This is a genomic window from Streptomyces sp. yr375 (genome assembly GCF_900110755.1).
Taxonomy (GTDB): Bacteria; Actinomycetota; Actinomycetes; order Streptomycetales; family Streptomycetaceae; genus Streptomyces.
Map to the genome: position 1 here is coordinate 36,541 of NZ_FOFF01000035.1, position 17,264 is coordinate 53,804.

Below are 17,264 nucleotides of genomic sequence, written 5' to 3' on the forward strand. Positions count from 1 at the left end.
GGGGGGCCGGGGGGTACGGGTGCAGGGGTAGGGGACACGGTAGGGGTTGTTCCTAGGTTGCGGCGCGACCTACTGTCACGAACGGAATCCCCATATCCGGTCCGAGCAGCCCCGAAAAAACAGCCCTGAAAACTCATTCTTCAGGGCATGACCGCGGAATCGATGAGCACCATTCACAGCCGCCGAAGAATCGCCCGACATCGGGCGTCAGCAGCCGTTTGCGGAACGGCCTTTTCCGAAACAGCAGTTTCCGAAACGGTCGTTTCCGGTGGGCGAACGGCTGCTGTCCGGGCTGAGTGTGCTGAATTTCGCTTTTCCTTCTCCTTCCCGCCGCCTGGCGATCTGGCCACGGCGGTAATTGCGGTGCCTTTGGCATTCTTTCCCGAAGAGGTGGTCTTCGATGGCGAGTGAAGAGACGCTCCGTGACTACCTCAAGTGGGTTACGGCAGACCTGCACAAGGCCCGGCAGCGGCTGCGGGAGCTGGAGTCCGGCGAGCAGGAGCCGATCGCCGTCGTCGCGATGAGCTGCCGCTACCCGGGAGGCGCGGACACCCCCGAGGCGCTGTGGCGACTGGTGGCCGACGGCGACGACGCCGTGACGTCGTTCCCCGCCAACCGCGGGTGGGACCTGGACGGCCTGTACCACCCCGACCCCGACCACCCCGGCGCCAGTTACACCCGCGACGGCGGCTTCCTCCTCGACGCCGACCTCTTCGACCCCGGCTTCTTCGAGATCAGCCCCCGCGAGGCGCTGGCGATGGATCCGCAGCAGCGGCTGCTGCTGGAAACCTCGTGGGAGGCGTTCGAACGCGCCGGCCTGGACCCGAGGGCGCTCCAGGGCTCGCGCACGGGCGTGTTCGTCGGCTCCAACGGCCAGGACTACGGCGCCCTGTTCGCCGAGTCCGACGAGAACCTCCAGGGCCACCTGGTCACCGGCAACGCCGCCAGCGTCGTCTCCGGGCGCGTGGCGTACACCTTTGGTCTTGAGGGCCCGGCGGTCACCGTCGACACGGCGTGCTCGTCGTCGCTGGTGGCCCTGCACCTCGCCGTCCAGTCCCTGCGCCGCCGGGAGTGCGACATGGCGCTGGCCGGCGGTGTGACGATCATGTCCACGCCGGGTGCGTTCGTGGAGTTCAGCCGTCAGCGTGGCCTGGCGGAGGACGGCCGCTGCAAGGCGTTCGCGGCTGCCGCCGACGGCACGGGCTGGGGCGAGGGCGTCGGCCTTCTGCTGGTGGAGCGGCTGAGCGACGCCCGGCGCAACGGCCACGAGGTACTGGCCGTGGTCCGGGGCTCGGCGGTCAACCAGGACGGCGCGTCCAACGGCCTGACCGCGCCCAACGGTCCCTCCCAGCAGCGCGTCATCCTGGAGGCCCTGTCCAACGCGGGCCTGACGGCCTCCGACGTGGACGTGGTCGAGGCACACGGTACGGGGACGACGCTCGGCGACCCGATCGAGGCGCAGGCGCTGCTGGCGACGTACGGGCAGGGGCGCGAGGACGGCCGTCCGTTGTGGCTGGGGTCGGTGAAGTCCAACATCGGGCATACGCAGGCCGCTTCGGGCGTAGCGGGTGTCATCAAGATGGTCATGGCGATGCGCCACGGCGTCCTTCCGAAGAGCCTGCACGTGGACGAGCCTTCACCGCACGTGGACTGGTCGGCCGGCGCGGTGGAACTGCTCACCGAGCCGGTCGAGTGGACCGCGCCGGGCGAGCGACTGCGGCGGGCCGGTGTGTCGTCGTTCGGCATGAGCGGCACCAACGCGCACCTGGTGCTTGAGGAGGCGTCCCACGAGGAGCCCGAGGCATCCGACGCGGAGGAAACGCCCGGATCCGAGGCCGCGCCCTCCATCGTGCGGCCGTTCGGTACGGCCGAGTTGGCGCCATGGGTGCTGTCGGGGCGCGGTGTCCCCGCGTTGATCGGCCAGGCAGAGCAACTGGCGACGTTCGTCGGCACCGGACCACTGGACGTCCCCTCGGTGGGCCGAGCGCTGATCGGTCGGCCACTGTTCGCGGACCGCGCCGTCGTGCTCGGCGGCGACCCGAGCGAACGAGCCACCGCCCTGCGGGGGTTGGCGTCCGGTATGGAGGTGTCGGGGGTCGTCGCGGGGTCGGTCGTTGGCTCCGGTGTGGTGTTTGTGTTCCCTGGTCAGGGGGCGCAGTGGGTGGGTATGGGGCGCGAGCTGCTGGCCGTGTCTCCGGTGTTCGCTGCGTCGATCGCTGAGTGTGAGGCGGCGCTGTCGCCGTGGGTGGACTGGTCGTTGACCGGTGTACTCGCGGGTGATGGGGATGAGCTGACGCGGGTTGATGTGGTGCAGCCGGTGTTGTGGGCTGTGATGGTGTCGTTGGCTGCGGTGTGGCGGTCGGTGGGTGTCACGCCCGTCGCTGTGGTGGGTCACTCGCAGGGTGAGATCGCGGCGGCCTGCGTCGCGGGTGCGTTGTCGCTGGAGGACGCCGCCCGGGTGGTCGTGTTGAGGTCCCGCGCGATCACGCGGCTGGCGGGTACCGGTGGGATGGTGTCCGTGTTCGCGTCGGCCGAGCGGGTTGCCGGGCTGCTGGTGGAGGGCGTCGGGATTGCGGCCGTCAATGGGCCGGGGTCGGTGGTGGTCTCGGGTGAGGCTGCGGCGCTGGATGTGTTCCTGGCCGGGTGCGCGGAGGCTGGTGTCGAGGCGCGTCGGGTCGCCGTCGACTATGCCTCGCACTCGGCGATGGTCGAGGCGCTGGAAGCCGAGATCACCGAGTCGTTGAAGGGCGTCGTCTCGCAGGCTCCTGCCGTGCCGATGCTGTCGACGTACACCGGCGAGTGGGTCAAGCCCGGTGAGTTGGACGGCGGTTACTGGTACGGCAACCTGCGTCACCGTGTCCGTCTCGCCGACGCGGTCGCCGAACTGTCGGCTGCCGGGCATGGCTTGTTCGTGGAGGTCAGTCCGCACCCGGTGCTGACGGCGGCCGTTCAGGACACGTTGGACGAGATCCCGGGCGGGGAGGGTGCCGCGTTGGGCACCCTGCGTCGCGACCAGGGCGGAGCCGAGCGGTTCCTGATGTCGGCGGCCGAGGCTTTTTGCCACGGTGCGTCGGTGGACTGGTCGACGCTGCTGCCGGCCGGTGATGCAGCCCCCGTGCAGTTGCCCACGTACGCCTTCCAACGGCAACGCTACTGGCCGACGTTGGGCACCGAGCACCGTACGGGCGACGCCGGGGCCTACGGGCTGGGCGCGGCCGGACACCCGTTGCTGGGCGCGGCGGTGGCCCTGGCCGATGGTGAAGGGCTGCTGTTCACCGGCCGGTTGTCGGTACGTTCGCACCCGTGGATCGGCGACCACGCCATCGGCGACACCGTGCTGCTGCCCGGCACCGCCTTCGTGGAGCTCGCGCTCCACACCGGCGGGCAGGTGGGTTGCGACCGGCTGGACGACCTCACGCTGGAAGCGCCGCTGGCGCTCTCCGACACCGTTTCCGTCGCCCTCCAGGTGTGGGTGGGATCGCCGGACGCCGCGGGATGCCGTCCGCTGACCGTGCACTCCCGCCAACTGGACGCGGACGCCGATCCGGCCTCGCCCGACGCCCCGTGGATCCGGCACGCCACCGGACAACTCGCGCCCGGCACCGCGCCCCAGCCGGGCGCCGACCTGACGGCCTGGCCGCCGCCCGCCGCCGAACCGCTGGACACCGCCGCGCTGTACGACACCCTCCAGGCGTCCGGTTACGGCTACGGCCCCGCCTTCCAGGGCCTGCGAGCGGCCTGGCGTACCGCCGACGCGGTGTACGCCGAAGTGACCCTCGCGGAGGCGGAGAGCGCCGACGCGGACCGGTACGGCCTGCATCCGGCGCTGCTGGACAGCGCGCTGCACGCGGCCGTACTGCTGGCGGCCGACAAGCCGGGACCCGCGCGGATGCCGTTCGCCTGGGAGGGGCTGACGGTGTACGCCGCCGGCGCCGACCTGCTCAGGGTGCGGATCGCCGGGGTCGCGGGCCGGGACGCCGTGTCGGTGACCCTGGCGGACCGCACCGGCGAGCCCGTGGCCGCCTTGGACGCCCTCACCTTCCGCCCCGCCCCGGACGTCGTCCGGAACACCGACGACGCGCTCTTCCGCCTGACCTGGCCCACGCAGCCCGTCCCTGCACTGGCCCAGCCGCACTGGGCGCTGCTCACTTACACCGAAGCCGATGGCGATGGATGGACCGCGCCGGTCGTCGCGGAGCGCCACCGCGATCTCGCCGCTCTCGCCGACCTGACGGACCTGGCCGACATGGCGGGCCTGGCCGGCGCGACCGACCCGGCCGTGCGGATGCCCGACGTCGTGGTGCTGCCGCTCGCCGGGGCACCCGGGGGCGACGACGTGCCGTCGGCCGCGCACCGGCTGGCCGCCAGGGCGCTCGCGGCCGTTCAGGAGTGGCTCGCCGAGGAGCGCTTCGACCGTTCCCGGCTGCTGTTCCTGACCCGTGGCGCCGTGGCCGCCGCCGACGGCGATGCCGTACCCGACCCGGCGGCAGCCGCCGTCTGGGGCATGGTGCGCACCGCGCAGTCCGAACACCCCGGCCGTTTCGCGCTGGTCGACACCGACGGCACCGACGCCTCCTGGACCGTACTGCCCACCGTGGCCGCGGTGACCGTCGCCGGTGAGCCGCAGGTCGCGCTGCGGTCCGGCGAGGTCCACGTGCCCCGGCTGGCCCGCGCCGACCGGCCCGAGCCCACCGACGCCACCCTGGGGGACCCCGACAGCACGGTCTGGGACCCCGACGGCACCGTGCTGCTCGTCGGCGGCACCGGTGTGCTCGGCGGCATCGTCGCCCGGCACCTGGTCGCCCGGCACGGCGTGCGCAACCTCGTACTGGCCGGCCGGCGCGGTGACCGGACCCCTGGCATCGACGCCCTGCTGGCCGAACTCAGCGCGCTCGGCGCCACCGCCACCGCCGTGACCTGCGACGCGGCCGACCGCGACGCGTTGACCGCCGTACTGGAGGGCATCGACGCCGAGGTACCCCTGCGCGGCGTCGTCGACCTGGCGGGAGTGCTGGACGACGGCCTGCTGGAGGCGCTGGACCCCGAGCGGCTGGCCGTCCCGCTGCGCGCGAAGGCCGACACCGGCTGGCTGCTGCACGACCTCACCCGAGACCTGGACCTGTCCGCGTTCGTCATGTTCTCGGCGTTCGCCGGAGTGGCGGGCAGCCCCGGACAGGGCGGCTACGCGGCGGGCAACGCCTTCCTGGACGCCCTCGCCGCGCACCGTCGCGCCCAGGGTCTGCCCGCCGTCTCCCTGGCCTGGGGCTTCTGGGACCAGGCCACCGGCATGACCGGCCACCTCGCCGCCGCCGACCGCGACCGGATGGCCCGCCAGGGCGTCCTGCCGATCAGCGCCGAGCACGGCATGGCACTGCTCGACGCGGCCCTCGCCGCCCCGGACAGCCTGTCGATTCCCGTACGGCTCGACCTGACCGCCCTGCGCGCGGCCGACGCGGCCAGCGTGACCGGCGTGAGCGGTGGGGTCGACGGGGCCGACAGGGCCGATGAACTTCCGCCGATCTACCGCGCGTTGATTCCCACCGCCCCCCGTCGCGGGGCGACTCGCCGTGCCGCCGCCCGGCTCACCGCCGGGCGCGCCGACGACAACGCCTTCGCCGCCCGGCTCGCGCCGCTGGGCCTCGCCGAGCGGGAGAACCTGCTGCTCGACCTGGTCCGTACCGAGGCCGCCGGCGTCCTGGGCCACGACTCCGCCCGCCAGGTCGCGGCGGACCGGGCCTTCAAGGAACTGGGCTTCGACTCGCTGACCGCCGTGGGCCTGCGCAACCGGCTGGCCACCGTCACCGGCGTACGGCTCCCGGCCACCCTGGTCTTCGACCACCCCACCCCCCGCGAACTGGCCGCCGAACTCCTCGACCGGCTCGGCGGCCGCCTCGCCACCGCAGCACCGGGCACACCCGCAACACCTGCCACACCCGCCACGGCGGCCGACGAGCCCATCGCCATCATCGGCATGGCCTGCCGCTACCCCGGCGGCGTCACCACTCCCGAGGAACTGTGGCGGCTCGTCGCGGGCGGCGCCGACGCGGTCGGACCGTGGCCGGACGACCGCGGCTGGGACCTGGACAAGCTGTACGACCCACAGGGCGAGCGGCCCGGCACGAGCTACTCCCGCGAGGGCGGATTCCTTTACGACGCCGACGAGTTCGACGCCGACTTCTTCGGCATCTCGCCCCGCGAGGCCATCGCGATGGACCCGCAGCAGCGGCTGCTGCTGGAGACGTCCTGGGAGGCGTTCGAACGCGCCGGCATCGACCCGCGATCGGCACGCGGCACCCGTACCGGAGTGTTCGCCGGGCTGATGTACCACGACTACGCGTCCCGGGTGTTCGGCGGCCGCCCGGAGGACCTCGACGAGGTCGAGGGCTACCTCGGCAACGGCAGCGCGGGCAGCGTGGCCTCCGGCCGGGTCTCCTACACCCTCGGTCTCCAGGGCCCCGCCGTCACCGTGGACACCGCGTGCTCCTCGTCACTGGTGGCCCTGCACCTGGCCGCCCAGGCGCTGCGGTCCGGCGAGTGCGACATGGCGCTCGCCGGCGGCGTCACCGTGCTGTCCACCCCCGGCATCTTCATCGACTTCAGCCGCCAGCGCGCGATGGCCGCCGACGGCCGCTGCAAGCCCTTCGCCGGCGCCGCCGACGGTACGGGCTGGGGCGAAGGAGCCGGCATGCTGCTGGTCGCGCGGCTGAGCGACGCGCAACGGCTCGGTTACCCGGTGCTCGCCGTGGTCCGTGGTTCGGCGGTCAACCAGGACGGTGCGTCCAACGGCCTGACCGCGCCCAACGGTCCCTCCCAGCAGCGCGTCATCCAAGACGCCCTGGGCAACGCCAAGGTGACGACCGATCAGATCGACGTGGTCGAGGCGCACGGCACCGGCACGACCCTCGGCGACCCGATCGAGGCGCAGGCGCTGCTGGCGACGTACGGGCAGGGCCGCGCGGGCGGTCGTCCGTTGTGGCTGGGGTCGGTGAAGTCCAACATCGGGCACACGCAGGCTGCTTCGGGTGTCGCGGGTGTCATCAAGATGGTCATGGCGATGCGCCACGGCGTCCTCCCGAAGAGCCTGCACGTGGACGAGCCGTCGCCGCACGTGGACTGGTCGGCCGGCGCGGTGGAACTGCTGACGGACAGCGTGCCGTGGCCCGAGACCGGCCGCCCGCGCCGCGCGGCGGTGTCGTCCTTCGGCGTCAGCGGCACCAACGCCCACACCATCCTGGAACAGGCACCGGCCACGCGTCCGCTCGCCGACGCCGTACGGCCCGTACGGCCCGAGCGGCCCGCGCCTTTCGCGGGCGGTTCGCTCATGCCGTGGGTGGTGTCCGGCCGGGGCACCGCGGCACTGGCCGCGCAGGCACAGCGCCTCGCGGAGTACGCCGCCACGGCCGGACCCGCCGTGGACGCCACGTCGATCGGTCTGGCCCTGGCCACCGGGCGCGCACTGTTCGACGACCGCGCGGTGGTGTCGGGCCGGGAGCTTTCCGAACTGACGTCCGGCGCTGCGGCGTTGGCGTCCGGGACGGAGACACCGGAGGTTGTTTCCGGGTCGGTTGTGGGCTCGGGTGTGGTGTTCGTGTTCCCGGGTCAGGGGGCGCAGTGGGTGGGCATGGGGCGTGAACTCCTCGAAGCCTCCCCGGTGTTCGCGGCCTCGATCGCGGAGTGCGAAGCGGCATTGTCGCCGTGGGTGGACTGGTCTCTGGCCGGTGTGCTCGCCGGTGATGGGGCCGAGTTGGAGCGTGTGGACGTTGTGCAGCCGGTGTTGTGGGCTGTGATGGTGTCGTTGGCTGCGGTGTGGCGGTCGGTGGGTGTCACGCCCGTTGCTGTGGTGGGGCATTCGCAGGGTGAGATCGCGGCGGCGTGCGTTGCGGGTGCGTTGTCGCTTGAAGACGCCGCCCAGGTGGTCGTGTTGAGGTCGCGGGCGATTACGCGGCTGGCGGGTAGTGGCGGGATGGTGTCCGTCTTTGCCTCCGCCGAGCGGGTTGCCGGGCTGTTGGTGGAGGGCGTGGGTATCGCGGCCGTCAATGGGCCGGGGTCCGTCGTGGTCTCGGGTGAGGCTGCTGCTCTGGATGTGTTCCTGGCCGGGTGTGTGGAGGCCGGTGTGGAGGCGCGTCGGGTTGCTGTCGACTATGCCTCGCACTCGGCGATGGTCGAGGCGCTGGAGTCGGAGATCACCGGAGCGCTGTCCGGTGTTGTGTCCCAGGCTCCCGCCGTGCCGATGCTGTCGACGTACACCGGTGAGTGGGTCAAGCCCGGTGAACTGGAAGGTAGTTACTGGTACGGCAACCTGCGCCACCGCGTACGCCTCGCCGACGCGATCGCCGAACTGTCGGCCGCCGGGCACGGCTTGTTCGTGGAGGTCAGCCCGCACCCCGTGCTGACGACGGCCGTTCAGGACACGTTGGACGAGTCGCCCGGCGGTGGTGTCGCGTTGGGCACCCTGCGTCGTGAACAGGGCGGAGCAGAGCGGCTGTTGACTTCGGTGGCAGAGGCGTTCGTACGCGGCGCCGACGTCGACTGGACGACCGTACTGCCCACTGCCGGGGCCGGGCATGTAGACCTGCCGACGTACGCTTTCCAGCGGCGGCGCTACTGGCTGGACGCCGCTCAGGCGCGGCCCGACGCGGCCGAGGCCGACAGTGCCGACGTGCGGTTCTGGGATGTCGTGGAGCGCGGCGATCTCCAGGAGCTGGCCACGGCGCTCGGTGTCGGCGGTGACGACCCGCTCAGCGCGGTGCTGCCCGCGCTGACGAACTGGCGGCAGGTTCACCAGCAGGCGACCGCGCTGGACTCGTGGCGCTACCAGGTCACCTGGAAGCCGGTCACCGAGCCCACCAACACCCCGGTGCTTACCGGTGACTGGCTGCTGATCACCCCGGCCGACGGCTCGGTCGACACCGCTTCCGCCGACGAGTGCGCCGCCGCCCTGAGCAGGTTCGGCGCCACGGTGGTCCGTATCGCGGTAGCCACCGAGGACCCGTCCCGCGAGGCCTATGCCGGCCTCCTGCCCGCCGACGCCGCCGACCGTCAGATCGCCGGTGTCCTGTCCCTGCTCGGCCTGGCGAACGACGACCCCGCCGGACTGGCCGCCACCCTCACCCTCGTCCAGGCCATGGGCGACGCCGGACTGCACGCGCCGTTGTGGCTGGCCACGCGTGGCGCGGTCGCGGTCGGCCGGGCCGACGGGCCGCCGGACCCCGGCACTGCGCAGGTGTGGGGCCTGGGCCGGGTCGTCGCGCTGGAGTACCCGCAGTTGTGGGGCGGCCTGCTCGACCTGCCGCCCGTCCTCGACGACCGCGCCGCCGCCCGGGTCTGCGCCGCGCTGGCCGGTCTGCCCGGCGCCGAGGACCAGGTGGCGGTCCGCGCCTCGGGTACCTTCGTACGCCGTCTGGAACGCGCTCCCCTCGGCGACCGCGAGCCCGTCAGGCGCTGGACGGCGCGCGGCACCGTCCTCGTCACCGGCGCCACCGGAACTCTCGCCCCGCACATCGTGGCCTGGCTGGCCACCACCGGAGCCGAGCACCTGGTCCTGGTCAGCCGCCGCGGCCCCCAGGCACCCGGCGCGGACCAACTCCGCGCCGATGCCGAGGCGTTGGGCATGCGGGTCACCATCGAAGCCTGCGACATCAGCGACCTCGACCAACTGGCCGCCCTCAAGCAGCGGTTGGCGCAGGAGGGGACACCGGTCACCGCCGTGGTGCACGCGGCGGCCTCCATCAAGCTGCTTCCCGTCAGCACGTTGACCCCGGACCAGCTCGCGGCCGACCTGGCCGGCAAGGTGACGGGCGCGGCGAACCTGCACGAGGTCTTCCGCGACGACCACCTCGACACGTTCCTGCTGTTCTCCTCCATCGCGGGCATCTGGGGCAGCGGCGACCACGCCGCGTACGCCGCGGGCAACGCCTACCTCGACGCGCTGGCCGAGACCAGGCGCGCCCAGGGACTGACCGCCACCTCGGTCGCCTGGGGCGTCTGGGCGGCCGTCAACACCTGGGAGGAGGGCCGGCTCGTGCCCGAGGGCGTGGACCCGGAGCGGCTGCGCCGCCAGGGCCTGCCGTTCCTCGACCCCGAGACCGCGTTCACCGCGCTGCGTACGGTGCTGGACCACGACGAGACGTTCATCGCCGTCGCCGAGGTCGACTGGGCCCGCTTCACCCCCGCCTTCGCCTCCGCCCGGCCCCGCCCGCTGCTCGACACCATCCCCGAGGCCCGGCAGGCCCTGGCCGCGGCCCGCGCCGACGGCCGGGACGGCGCGCCGGCCGACACCGCCGCCACCGTGCTGCGCGCCCGGCTGGCCCCGCTGACCGGCCAGGAACGCGACACGCTGCTCCTGGACCTGGTACGCGCCGACGCCTCCGCCGTGCTCGGCCACACCTCCGCCGACGCGCTGGAGCCGACCCGCGCCTTCAAGGACTGCGGCTTCGACTCCCTCACCGCCGTCGAACTGCGCAACCGGCTCGGCGCGGCCACCGGACTGCGCCTGCCGACCACCCTGGTCTTCGACCACCCGTCCCCGCTCGCGGTCGCGGCCCTGCTGCACCGGGAACTCATGGGCGACGACGCCCGGGCCACCGACCACAGGGCCCCCGCCTCTTCCTCTATCTCCTCCGCCGACGAGCCGATCGCCATCATCGGTATGGCCTGCCGCTATCCCGGGGGCGTCGAGTCCCCGGAGGATCTGTGGCGGCTCCTCGTCTCCGGTACGGACGCCGTCTCCGGGTTCCCCGACGACCGGGGCTGGGACCTCGACGCCCTCTACGACCCCGACCCGGACCGAGACGGCACCAGCTACACCCGCGAAGGCGGATTCCTGCACCGGGCAGGCCACTTCGACCCCGGCTTCTTCGGCATCTCGCCCCGCGAGGCCATCGCGATGGACCCGCAGCAGCGGCTGCTGCTGGAGACCTCGTGGGAGGCCCTGGAGCGGGCGGGGATCGACGCCGCGTCGGTCCGAGGCCGACAGGTCGGCGTCTTCGCGGGCACCAACGGCTCCGACTACTCCGCGTTCTTCGCGGGCGCTCCCAAGGGCGGCGAGGGCTACCTCGCCACCGGCAACTCCGTCAGCGTCGTCTCCGGCCGTATCGCGTACGCCCTCGGCCTCGAAGGCCCGGCGGTCACCGTCGACACCGCGTGCTCGTCGTCGCTGGTGGCCCTGCACCTGGCCGCGCAGGCGCTGCGTTCCGGCGAGTGCACCATGGCACTGGCCGGCGGCGTCACCGTCATGTCGACTCCCAGCGCCCTGCTGACCTTCAGCCGGCAGCGCGGTGTCGCCGCCGACGGCCGCTGCAAGGCGTTCTCTGCCGCCGCCGACGGCATGGGCATGTCCGAGGGTGCGGGCATGCTGCTCGTCGAGCGGCTGTCCGACGCGGAGCGGCTGGGCCATCGGGTGCTGGCGGTGGTGCGAGGCTCGGCGGTCAACCAGGACGGTGCGTCCAACGGCCTGACGGCCCCGAACGGTCCGTCCCAACAGCGGGTCATCCGGCAGGCGTTGGCGAACGCGCGGCTGACGCCCTCCGACGTGGATGTGGTGGAGGCGCACGGTACGGGTACGTCGCTCGGTGACCCGATCGAGGCGCAGGCGCTGCTGGCGACGTACGGCCAGGACCGTGAGGCCGAACGGCCGCTGCTGCTCGGGTCGGTGAAGTCCAACATCGGGCACACCCAGGCCGCCGCCGGTGTGGCGGGCGTGATCAAGATGGTGCTCGCACTCCAAAGCGGCCTCCTTCCCCGCACCCTGCACGTCGACGAGCCGTCGCCGCACGTCGACTGGGCTTCCGGCGCGGTCGAACTGCTCGCCGAGCCCGTCGACTGGCAGCGCACCGACCGCCCGCGCCGCGCCGGCATCTCGTCCTTCGGCATCAGCGGCACCAACGTCCACCTGCTGGTGGAGGAGGCCCCCGCCGCAGAGACCGCAGAGACCGCCGAGACGGCCGAGACCGGCGAGGGCGACCGGGCCGGGCACCCCCTGCCGGTGGTGCCGTGGGTCGTCACCGGGCGCGGCGCGGCAGCGCTGCGAAGCCAGGCGCAACGGCTGACGGCCTGGTCCGAGACCGACGGCGCGGCAGCCGACGCCACGGACATCGGCTTCTCCCTGGCCGAGGGTCGCAGCGTCTTCGACCACCGCACGGTGGTGTTCGGACGCGACCGCTCCACGCTGGAACGCGGCTTGGCCGCGACGGCCCAGGGCGCGGAAGCGCCGGGCGTGGTCTGCGGCACGGCAATGGAAGGCCGGACCGCGTTCCTGTTCTCGGGCCAGGGCAGCCAACGGATGGGCGCGGGGCGTGAGTTGTACGCCGCCTACCCCGTGTTCGCGGATGCGCTGGACGAGGTGTGCGCCCGGTTCGACGGGTTGCTGGAACGTCCGCTGCGGGATGTCCTCTTCGAGGACGCGGCGGGGGTGATCGACCGTACGGAGTTCACGCAGCCCGCGTTGTTCGCGGTCGAGGTGGCGCTGTTCCGGTTGCTGGAGTCGTGGGGCGTACGGCCGGACTTCGTGGCCGGTCACTCCATCGGTGAGATCGCCGCCGCGTACGTGGCGGGGGTGTGGTCCCTGGACGACGCCTGCACGCTGGTGGCTGCGCGGGGCCGGTTGATGGGCGAACTGCCCTCAGGCGGTGCGATGTTGGCGGTGGAGGCGTCCGAGGCGGACGTACTGCTGGAGCTGGACGAGCGGGTCACGGTCGCTGCGGTGAACGGTCCGTCGTCGGTCGTGGTCTCCGGTGACGCTGTAGCCGTTGGTGAGTTGGAGTCGCGCTGGCGTGAACAGGGCATCAGGGTCAAACAACTGACGGTCAGTCATGCCTTCCACTCGCCGCTGATGGACCCGATGCTCGCGGAGTTCCGCCGCGTGGCCGAGAGCCTGTCGTACGACGCCCCGCGCATTCCGCTCGTGTCGAACGTGACCGGTGAGATGGCCACGGCCGAGGAGTTGTGCTCACCGGAGTACTGGGTGCGGCATGTCCGTGAGGCCGTCCGGTTCGCCGACGGTGTTGCGGTGCTGGAAAGCCGTGGCGTGGTGACGTTCGTGGAGGTCGGTCCGGGCGCTGTGCTGTCCGGGCTGGTTCCGGAGGGTGCCGGTGTGCCGGTGCTGCGGTCGGGGCGGCCCGAGGCGGAGTCGCTGGTGGCCGGTGTGGCCGGGGCGTTCGTGCGGGGTGTGGCGGTGGACTGGGCGGCGTTGTTCGCCGGGTCCGGGGCGCGTCCCGTCGAGCTGCCGACGTACGCCTTCCAGCGTGAGCGCTACTGGCTGGACGTACCGCCGGCACCCGGCAACGCGAGCGCGCTGGGCGTGCGGTCCGCCGAACACCCGTTGCTGGGAGCCGCCGTGTCCCTCGCCGACGGGGACGGCGTGCTCTTCACGGCCCGGCTGTCCGACCGTACGACCCCCTGGCTCGCCGACCACATGGTGCTCGGCACCGTCCTGGTGCCCGGAACCGCCCTGGTGGAGCTGGCGCTCCAGGCCGCTGAACGCACCGGCTGCTCCGGTGTGGACGATCTGACGCTGGAAGCGCCGTTGATCCTCCCCGAGCGCCAGGGCATACGGCTCCAGGTGCGGGTCGGGGCCCCCGACACGGACGGCGGTCGCGCGCTGACCGTGCACTCGGCACCCGACGCCGCCGACCACGGTGACCCCGGCGACCGGGGCCAGGACACGGACCCGGTCTGGACCCGCCACGCCAGCGGCCGACTGGCCCCCGCCACCGAGGCCGCCGTCCAGGCCGCCGCTACGGCGACCCTGGCCGAGTGGCCGCCGGCCGACGCCACCCCGTTGGACGTCGCCGACTTCTACCCGGCGCTCGCCCGCCGAGGCTACGACTACGGCCCCGCCTTCCAGGGCCTGCGCGCGGTCTGGCGGCGCGCTGACACGATCTTCGCTGACGTCGAACTTCCCGAGGCCCTGCGGGACGACGCCCTCTCCTACGCCCTGCACCCGGCCCTGCTGGACGCGGCCATGCACGCCGCCGGGCTCGGCGACTTCATGGGCGAGACCGGCGACGCCCAGGGCCACCTGCCGTTCGCCTGGTCCGGGGTGCGGCTGCACGCCGCCGGAGCTGCCGCCCTCCGGGTCCGGCTCGACGCCGCCGGTACGGACGCGGTGGCCGTCGAGGTCGCCGACGTCGACGGGCAGCCGGTGGCCTCGATCGAGGCGCTGGTGCTGCGTCCGGTCAGCGCCGACCAACTGCGCCCGGCGCAGCCGACGGCCACCGGCGGCGCGCTGTACCGCCTCGACTGGTCCGCCGCCCCGGCCAGGCCCGAACCGTCCCCGGCGACCACCGCTTCCCCCTACCTGCTGATCGGCGACGCCGCCGCCCAGAAGTCGGCCGCCGCAGCCCTGCACGGTGTGGGTGCCGAGGCCCGCGTGACCGCCCCCGACTCGCTCACCGCCGAGGACCTGGCGACCGGTGCCCCGCTGCTGTACGCCGACGGCACCGCCGCACAGGCCGTACCCGACCATGTCCTCGGCACCCTGCGGGACTGGCTGGCCGACGACACTCTCGCCGCCGCGGACCGGCCGCTGACCGTGGTCACCGGCAACGCCGTGACGACCGGTCCGGCCGATGCCGTGGCCGACCCGGGCAGCGCGGCCCTCTGGGGCCTGGTCCGCTCGGCCCAGTCCGAGTACCCGGGCCGCCTGGTGCTGGTCGACGTGGACGGCACCCCGCAGTCGTGGTCCGCCCTCGCCGAAGCCACCGCGCTCGGCGAACCCCAGCTCGCGCTGCGCGCCGGGACGGCACTGCTGCCGCGCCTGGCCGTCGTCCGCGAGGACGACGCACTCACCACCCCCGAAGGCCCGACCGAAGACGTCGAAGGCCCGGAAGCCCCCTGGCACTTGGACAGTGCCGCGCGCGGAACGCTGGACACGATCGAACCGACTCCGTTCCCGGAGGCCACCGCCCCCTTGGCGGCGGGCGAGGTACGCATCGCCGTACGCGCCGCCGGCCTCAACTTCCGCGACGTGCTCAACGCCCTGGGCATGTACCCCGGACCGGCCGGGCCCCTGGGCAGCGAAGCGGCGGGCGTCGTCCTGGAGGTCGGCACCGAGGTCACCGGCCTGGCGGTCGGCGACCGGGTACTCGGCATGGTCGCAGGCTCCTTCGGCCCGGTGGCCGTCGCCAACGGGCGGTTGCTGGCCCGGGTGCCGGACGGTTGGTCGTTCGCCGAGGCGGCGTCGGTGCCGGTGGTGTTCCTGACGGCTTGGTATGCGTGGCAGGACCTGGCTCAAGTGCAGCCCGGGGAGCGGGTATTGGTGCATGCCGGTGCCGGCGGTGTGGGCATGGCTGCCATTCAGCTTGCGCAGCATCTGGGTGCCGAGGTGTTCGCGACGGCGAGTCCGGGCAAGTGGGATGTTCTTCGTTCGCTCGGCCTGGACGACGATCACATCGCGTCCTCCCGTGACACGTCCTTCGCGGAGAAGTTCAGCGGCATTGATGTGGTGCTGAACGCTCTCGCGGGTGAGTTCGTCGATGCCTCGCTGTCGGTGCTGGCCGAGGGTGGCCGGTTCCTGGAGATGGGCAAGACTGACATCCGTGATGCGGCCGAACTGGCCGTGAGGTACCAGGCGTTCGACCTCTCCGAAGCGGGTCCGGACCGTATCGCGGAGTTGCTGGCCGAGCTGCTGGAGCTGTTCGGCACGGGTGCGGTGAAGCTGCTGCCGGTGCGGGCGTGGGACGTACGGCAGGCCCAGGACGCCTTCCGTTTCGTGAGCCAGGCCAAGCATGTCGGCAAGGTCGTCCTGACCGTCCCGGCGGCGCTGGACCCGGACCGCACGGTCCTGGTGACCGGCGGCACGGGCGGTCTCGGCGCACACGTAGCCCGGCATCTGGTGGCCGAACACGGTGCCCGCAACCTGCTGTTGGTCTCGCGGCGAGGCATGGACGCCCCTGGCGCGGAGGAGTTGCGCGCCGAGCTGACCGAATCCGGTGCCGCCGTACGGATCGTGGCCTGCGACGTCGCCGACCGTGACGCCGTGGCGGCCCTGCTCGCGGCGGAACGCCTGACGGCGGTCATCCACACCGCCGGTGTCCTGGACGACGGCCTGGTGACCGCCCTCACCCCCGACCGTCTGGCGACCGTCTGGGCACCGAAGGCCGACGCGGCACGTCACCTCCACGAACTCACCGCCGCCCACGACCTGTCGATGTTCGTCCTGTTCTCCTCCGCCTCCGCGACGTTCGGCGGCGCGGGTCAGGCCAACTATGCAGCCGCCAACGCCTACTTGGACGCTCTGGCGGCGCACCGCCGCGCAGCCGGCCTGCCCGCTGTCTCGCTCGGCTGGGGACTGTGGGCGCAGGGCGACGGCGCAAGCGGCGGGACGGCAGGCGGGGCGACCGGTGGGACAAGTGGCGGGATGACCGGCGACCTTGCGGCTGCGGATCTGAGCCGGATGGCCCGTTCCGGGGTGGCCGCGCTGGCCACCGACGACGGGCTCGCGCTGCTGGACGCGGCCATCGGCCGCCCCGAAGGAGCGTTGTTGCCGCTCCGTCTGGACCTCGCCGCGTTGCGTGCCCAAGCGGCTACCGGTGAACTGCCCAAGTTGCTCAGCGGGTTGGTCCGCGTGACCCCGCGTCGTACCGCGGCGGCGGTCCAGTCGGCCGGCGACACGGCGGCCGGGCAGGACGCCGCCCTGTTCCTGGCGCGGCTGACCGGGCTGGCGGCGGGCGAACGGGAGGCGGCGCTACTGGAGTTGGTGCAGAGCCAGACCGCGCTGGTGCTCGGACACAGTTCCCCCGAGAGCGTGGAACCCCAACGGGGCTTCCTGGAGATGGGCGTGGACTCGCTGGCCGCCCTCGAACTGCGCAACCGGCTCGGTGCCGTCGTGGGCCGCCGCCTGCCCGCCACGCTGATCTTCGACTACCCCTCGCCGGGCGCGCTCGCCGGGCATCTGGACGCCGAACTTCCCCGTGCGGGCGGCTCGCCGGCCCCGTCGGTCCATGCCGAACTCGACCGGCTCGAAGCCCTGTTGGCAACCATCGCCGCAGACGGCGACGGCGACGCCGATGGTGACGGCGGTAGCGGCAGCAGGCAGCGGGATCACCAGGAGCGGGACCGCATCACCTCCCGCCTGCGTCGCCTGCTGACCACCTGGAACGACCTGCAAGGCGAGAACACCGTGACCGCCGACGACATCGAACTCGAATCAGCCACCGCCGACGACCTGTTCAGCCTGCTGGACAACGAGCTCGGCACGTCCTGACCTGCCGCCTCAGCCCCGCCGATCGTCGAACCCCCGAACAAGCCGCGCAAAGGGACCTGTA

General features: G+C 72.8%; 2 protein-coding genes. Both read left to right on the forward strand.

What is annotated here, in order from left to right:
* Window positions 1–147 precede the first annotated feature (147 nt).
* Window positions 148–411: a hypothetical protein gene (locus BMZ82_RS40355; RefSeq protein WP_143098919.1), complete on the forward strand. Its 264-nt coding sequence runs from the start codon at window positions 148–150 to the stop codon at window positions 409–411.
* Window positions 401–17,203 carry a type I polyketide synthase gene (locus BMZ82_RS41315; RefSeq protein ID WP_218159053.1) on the forward strand — a complete coding sequence of 5,601 codons (16,803 nt, stop codon included), beginning with the start codon at window positions 401–403 and terminating at the stop codon, window positions 17,201–17,203. Before BMZ82_RS40355 ends, BMZ82_RS41315 begins: the two co-directional genes overlap by 11 nt.
* Window positions 17,204–17,264: the final 61 nt, after the last annotated feature.

Excerpts from the sequence above, each read along its gene's own strand:
- BMZ82_RS41315 (WP_218159053.1), top strand. The coding sequence starts at position 401 with ATGGCGAGTGAAGAGACGCTCCGTGACTACCTCAAGTGGGTTACGGCA.
- BMZ82_RS40355 (WP_143098919.1), top strand. The coding sequence starts at position 148 with ATGACCGCGGAATCGATGAGCACCATTCACAGCCGCCGAAGAATCGCC.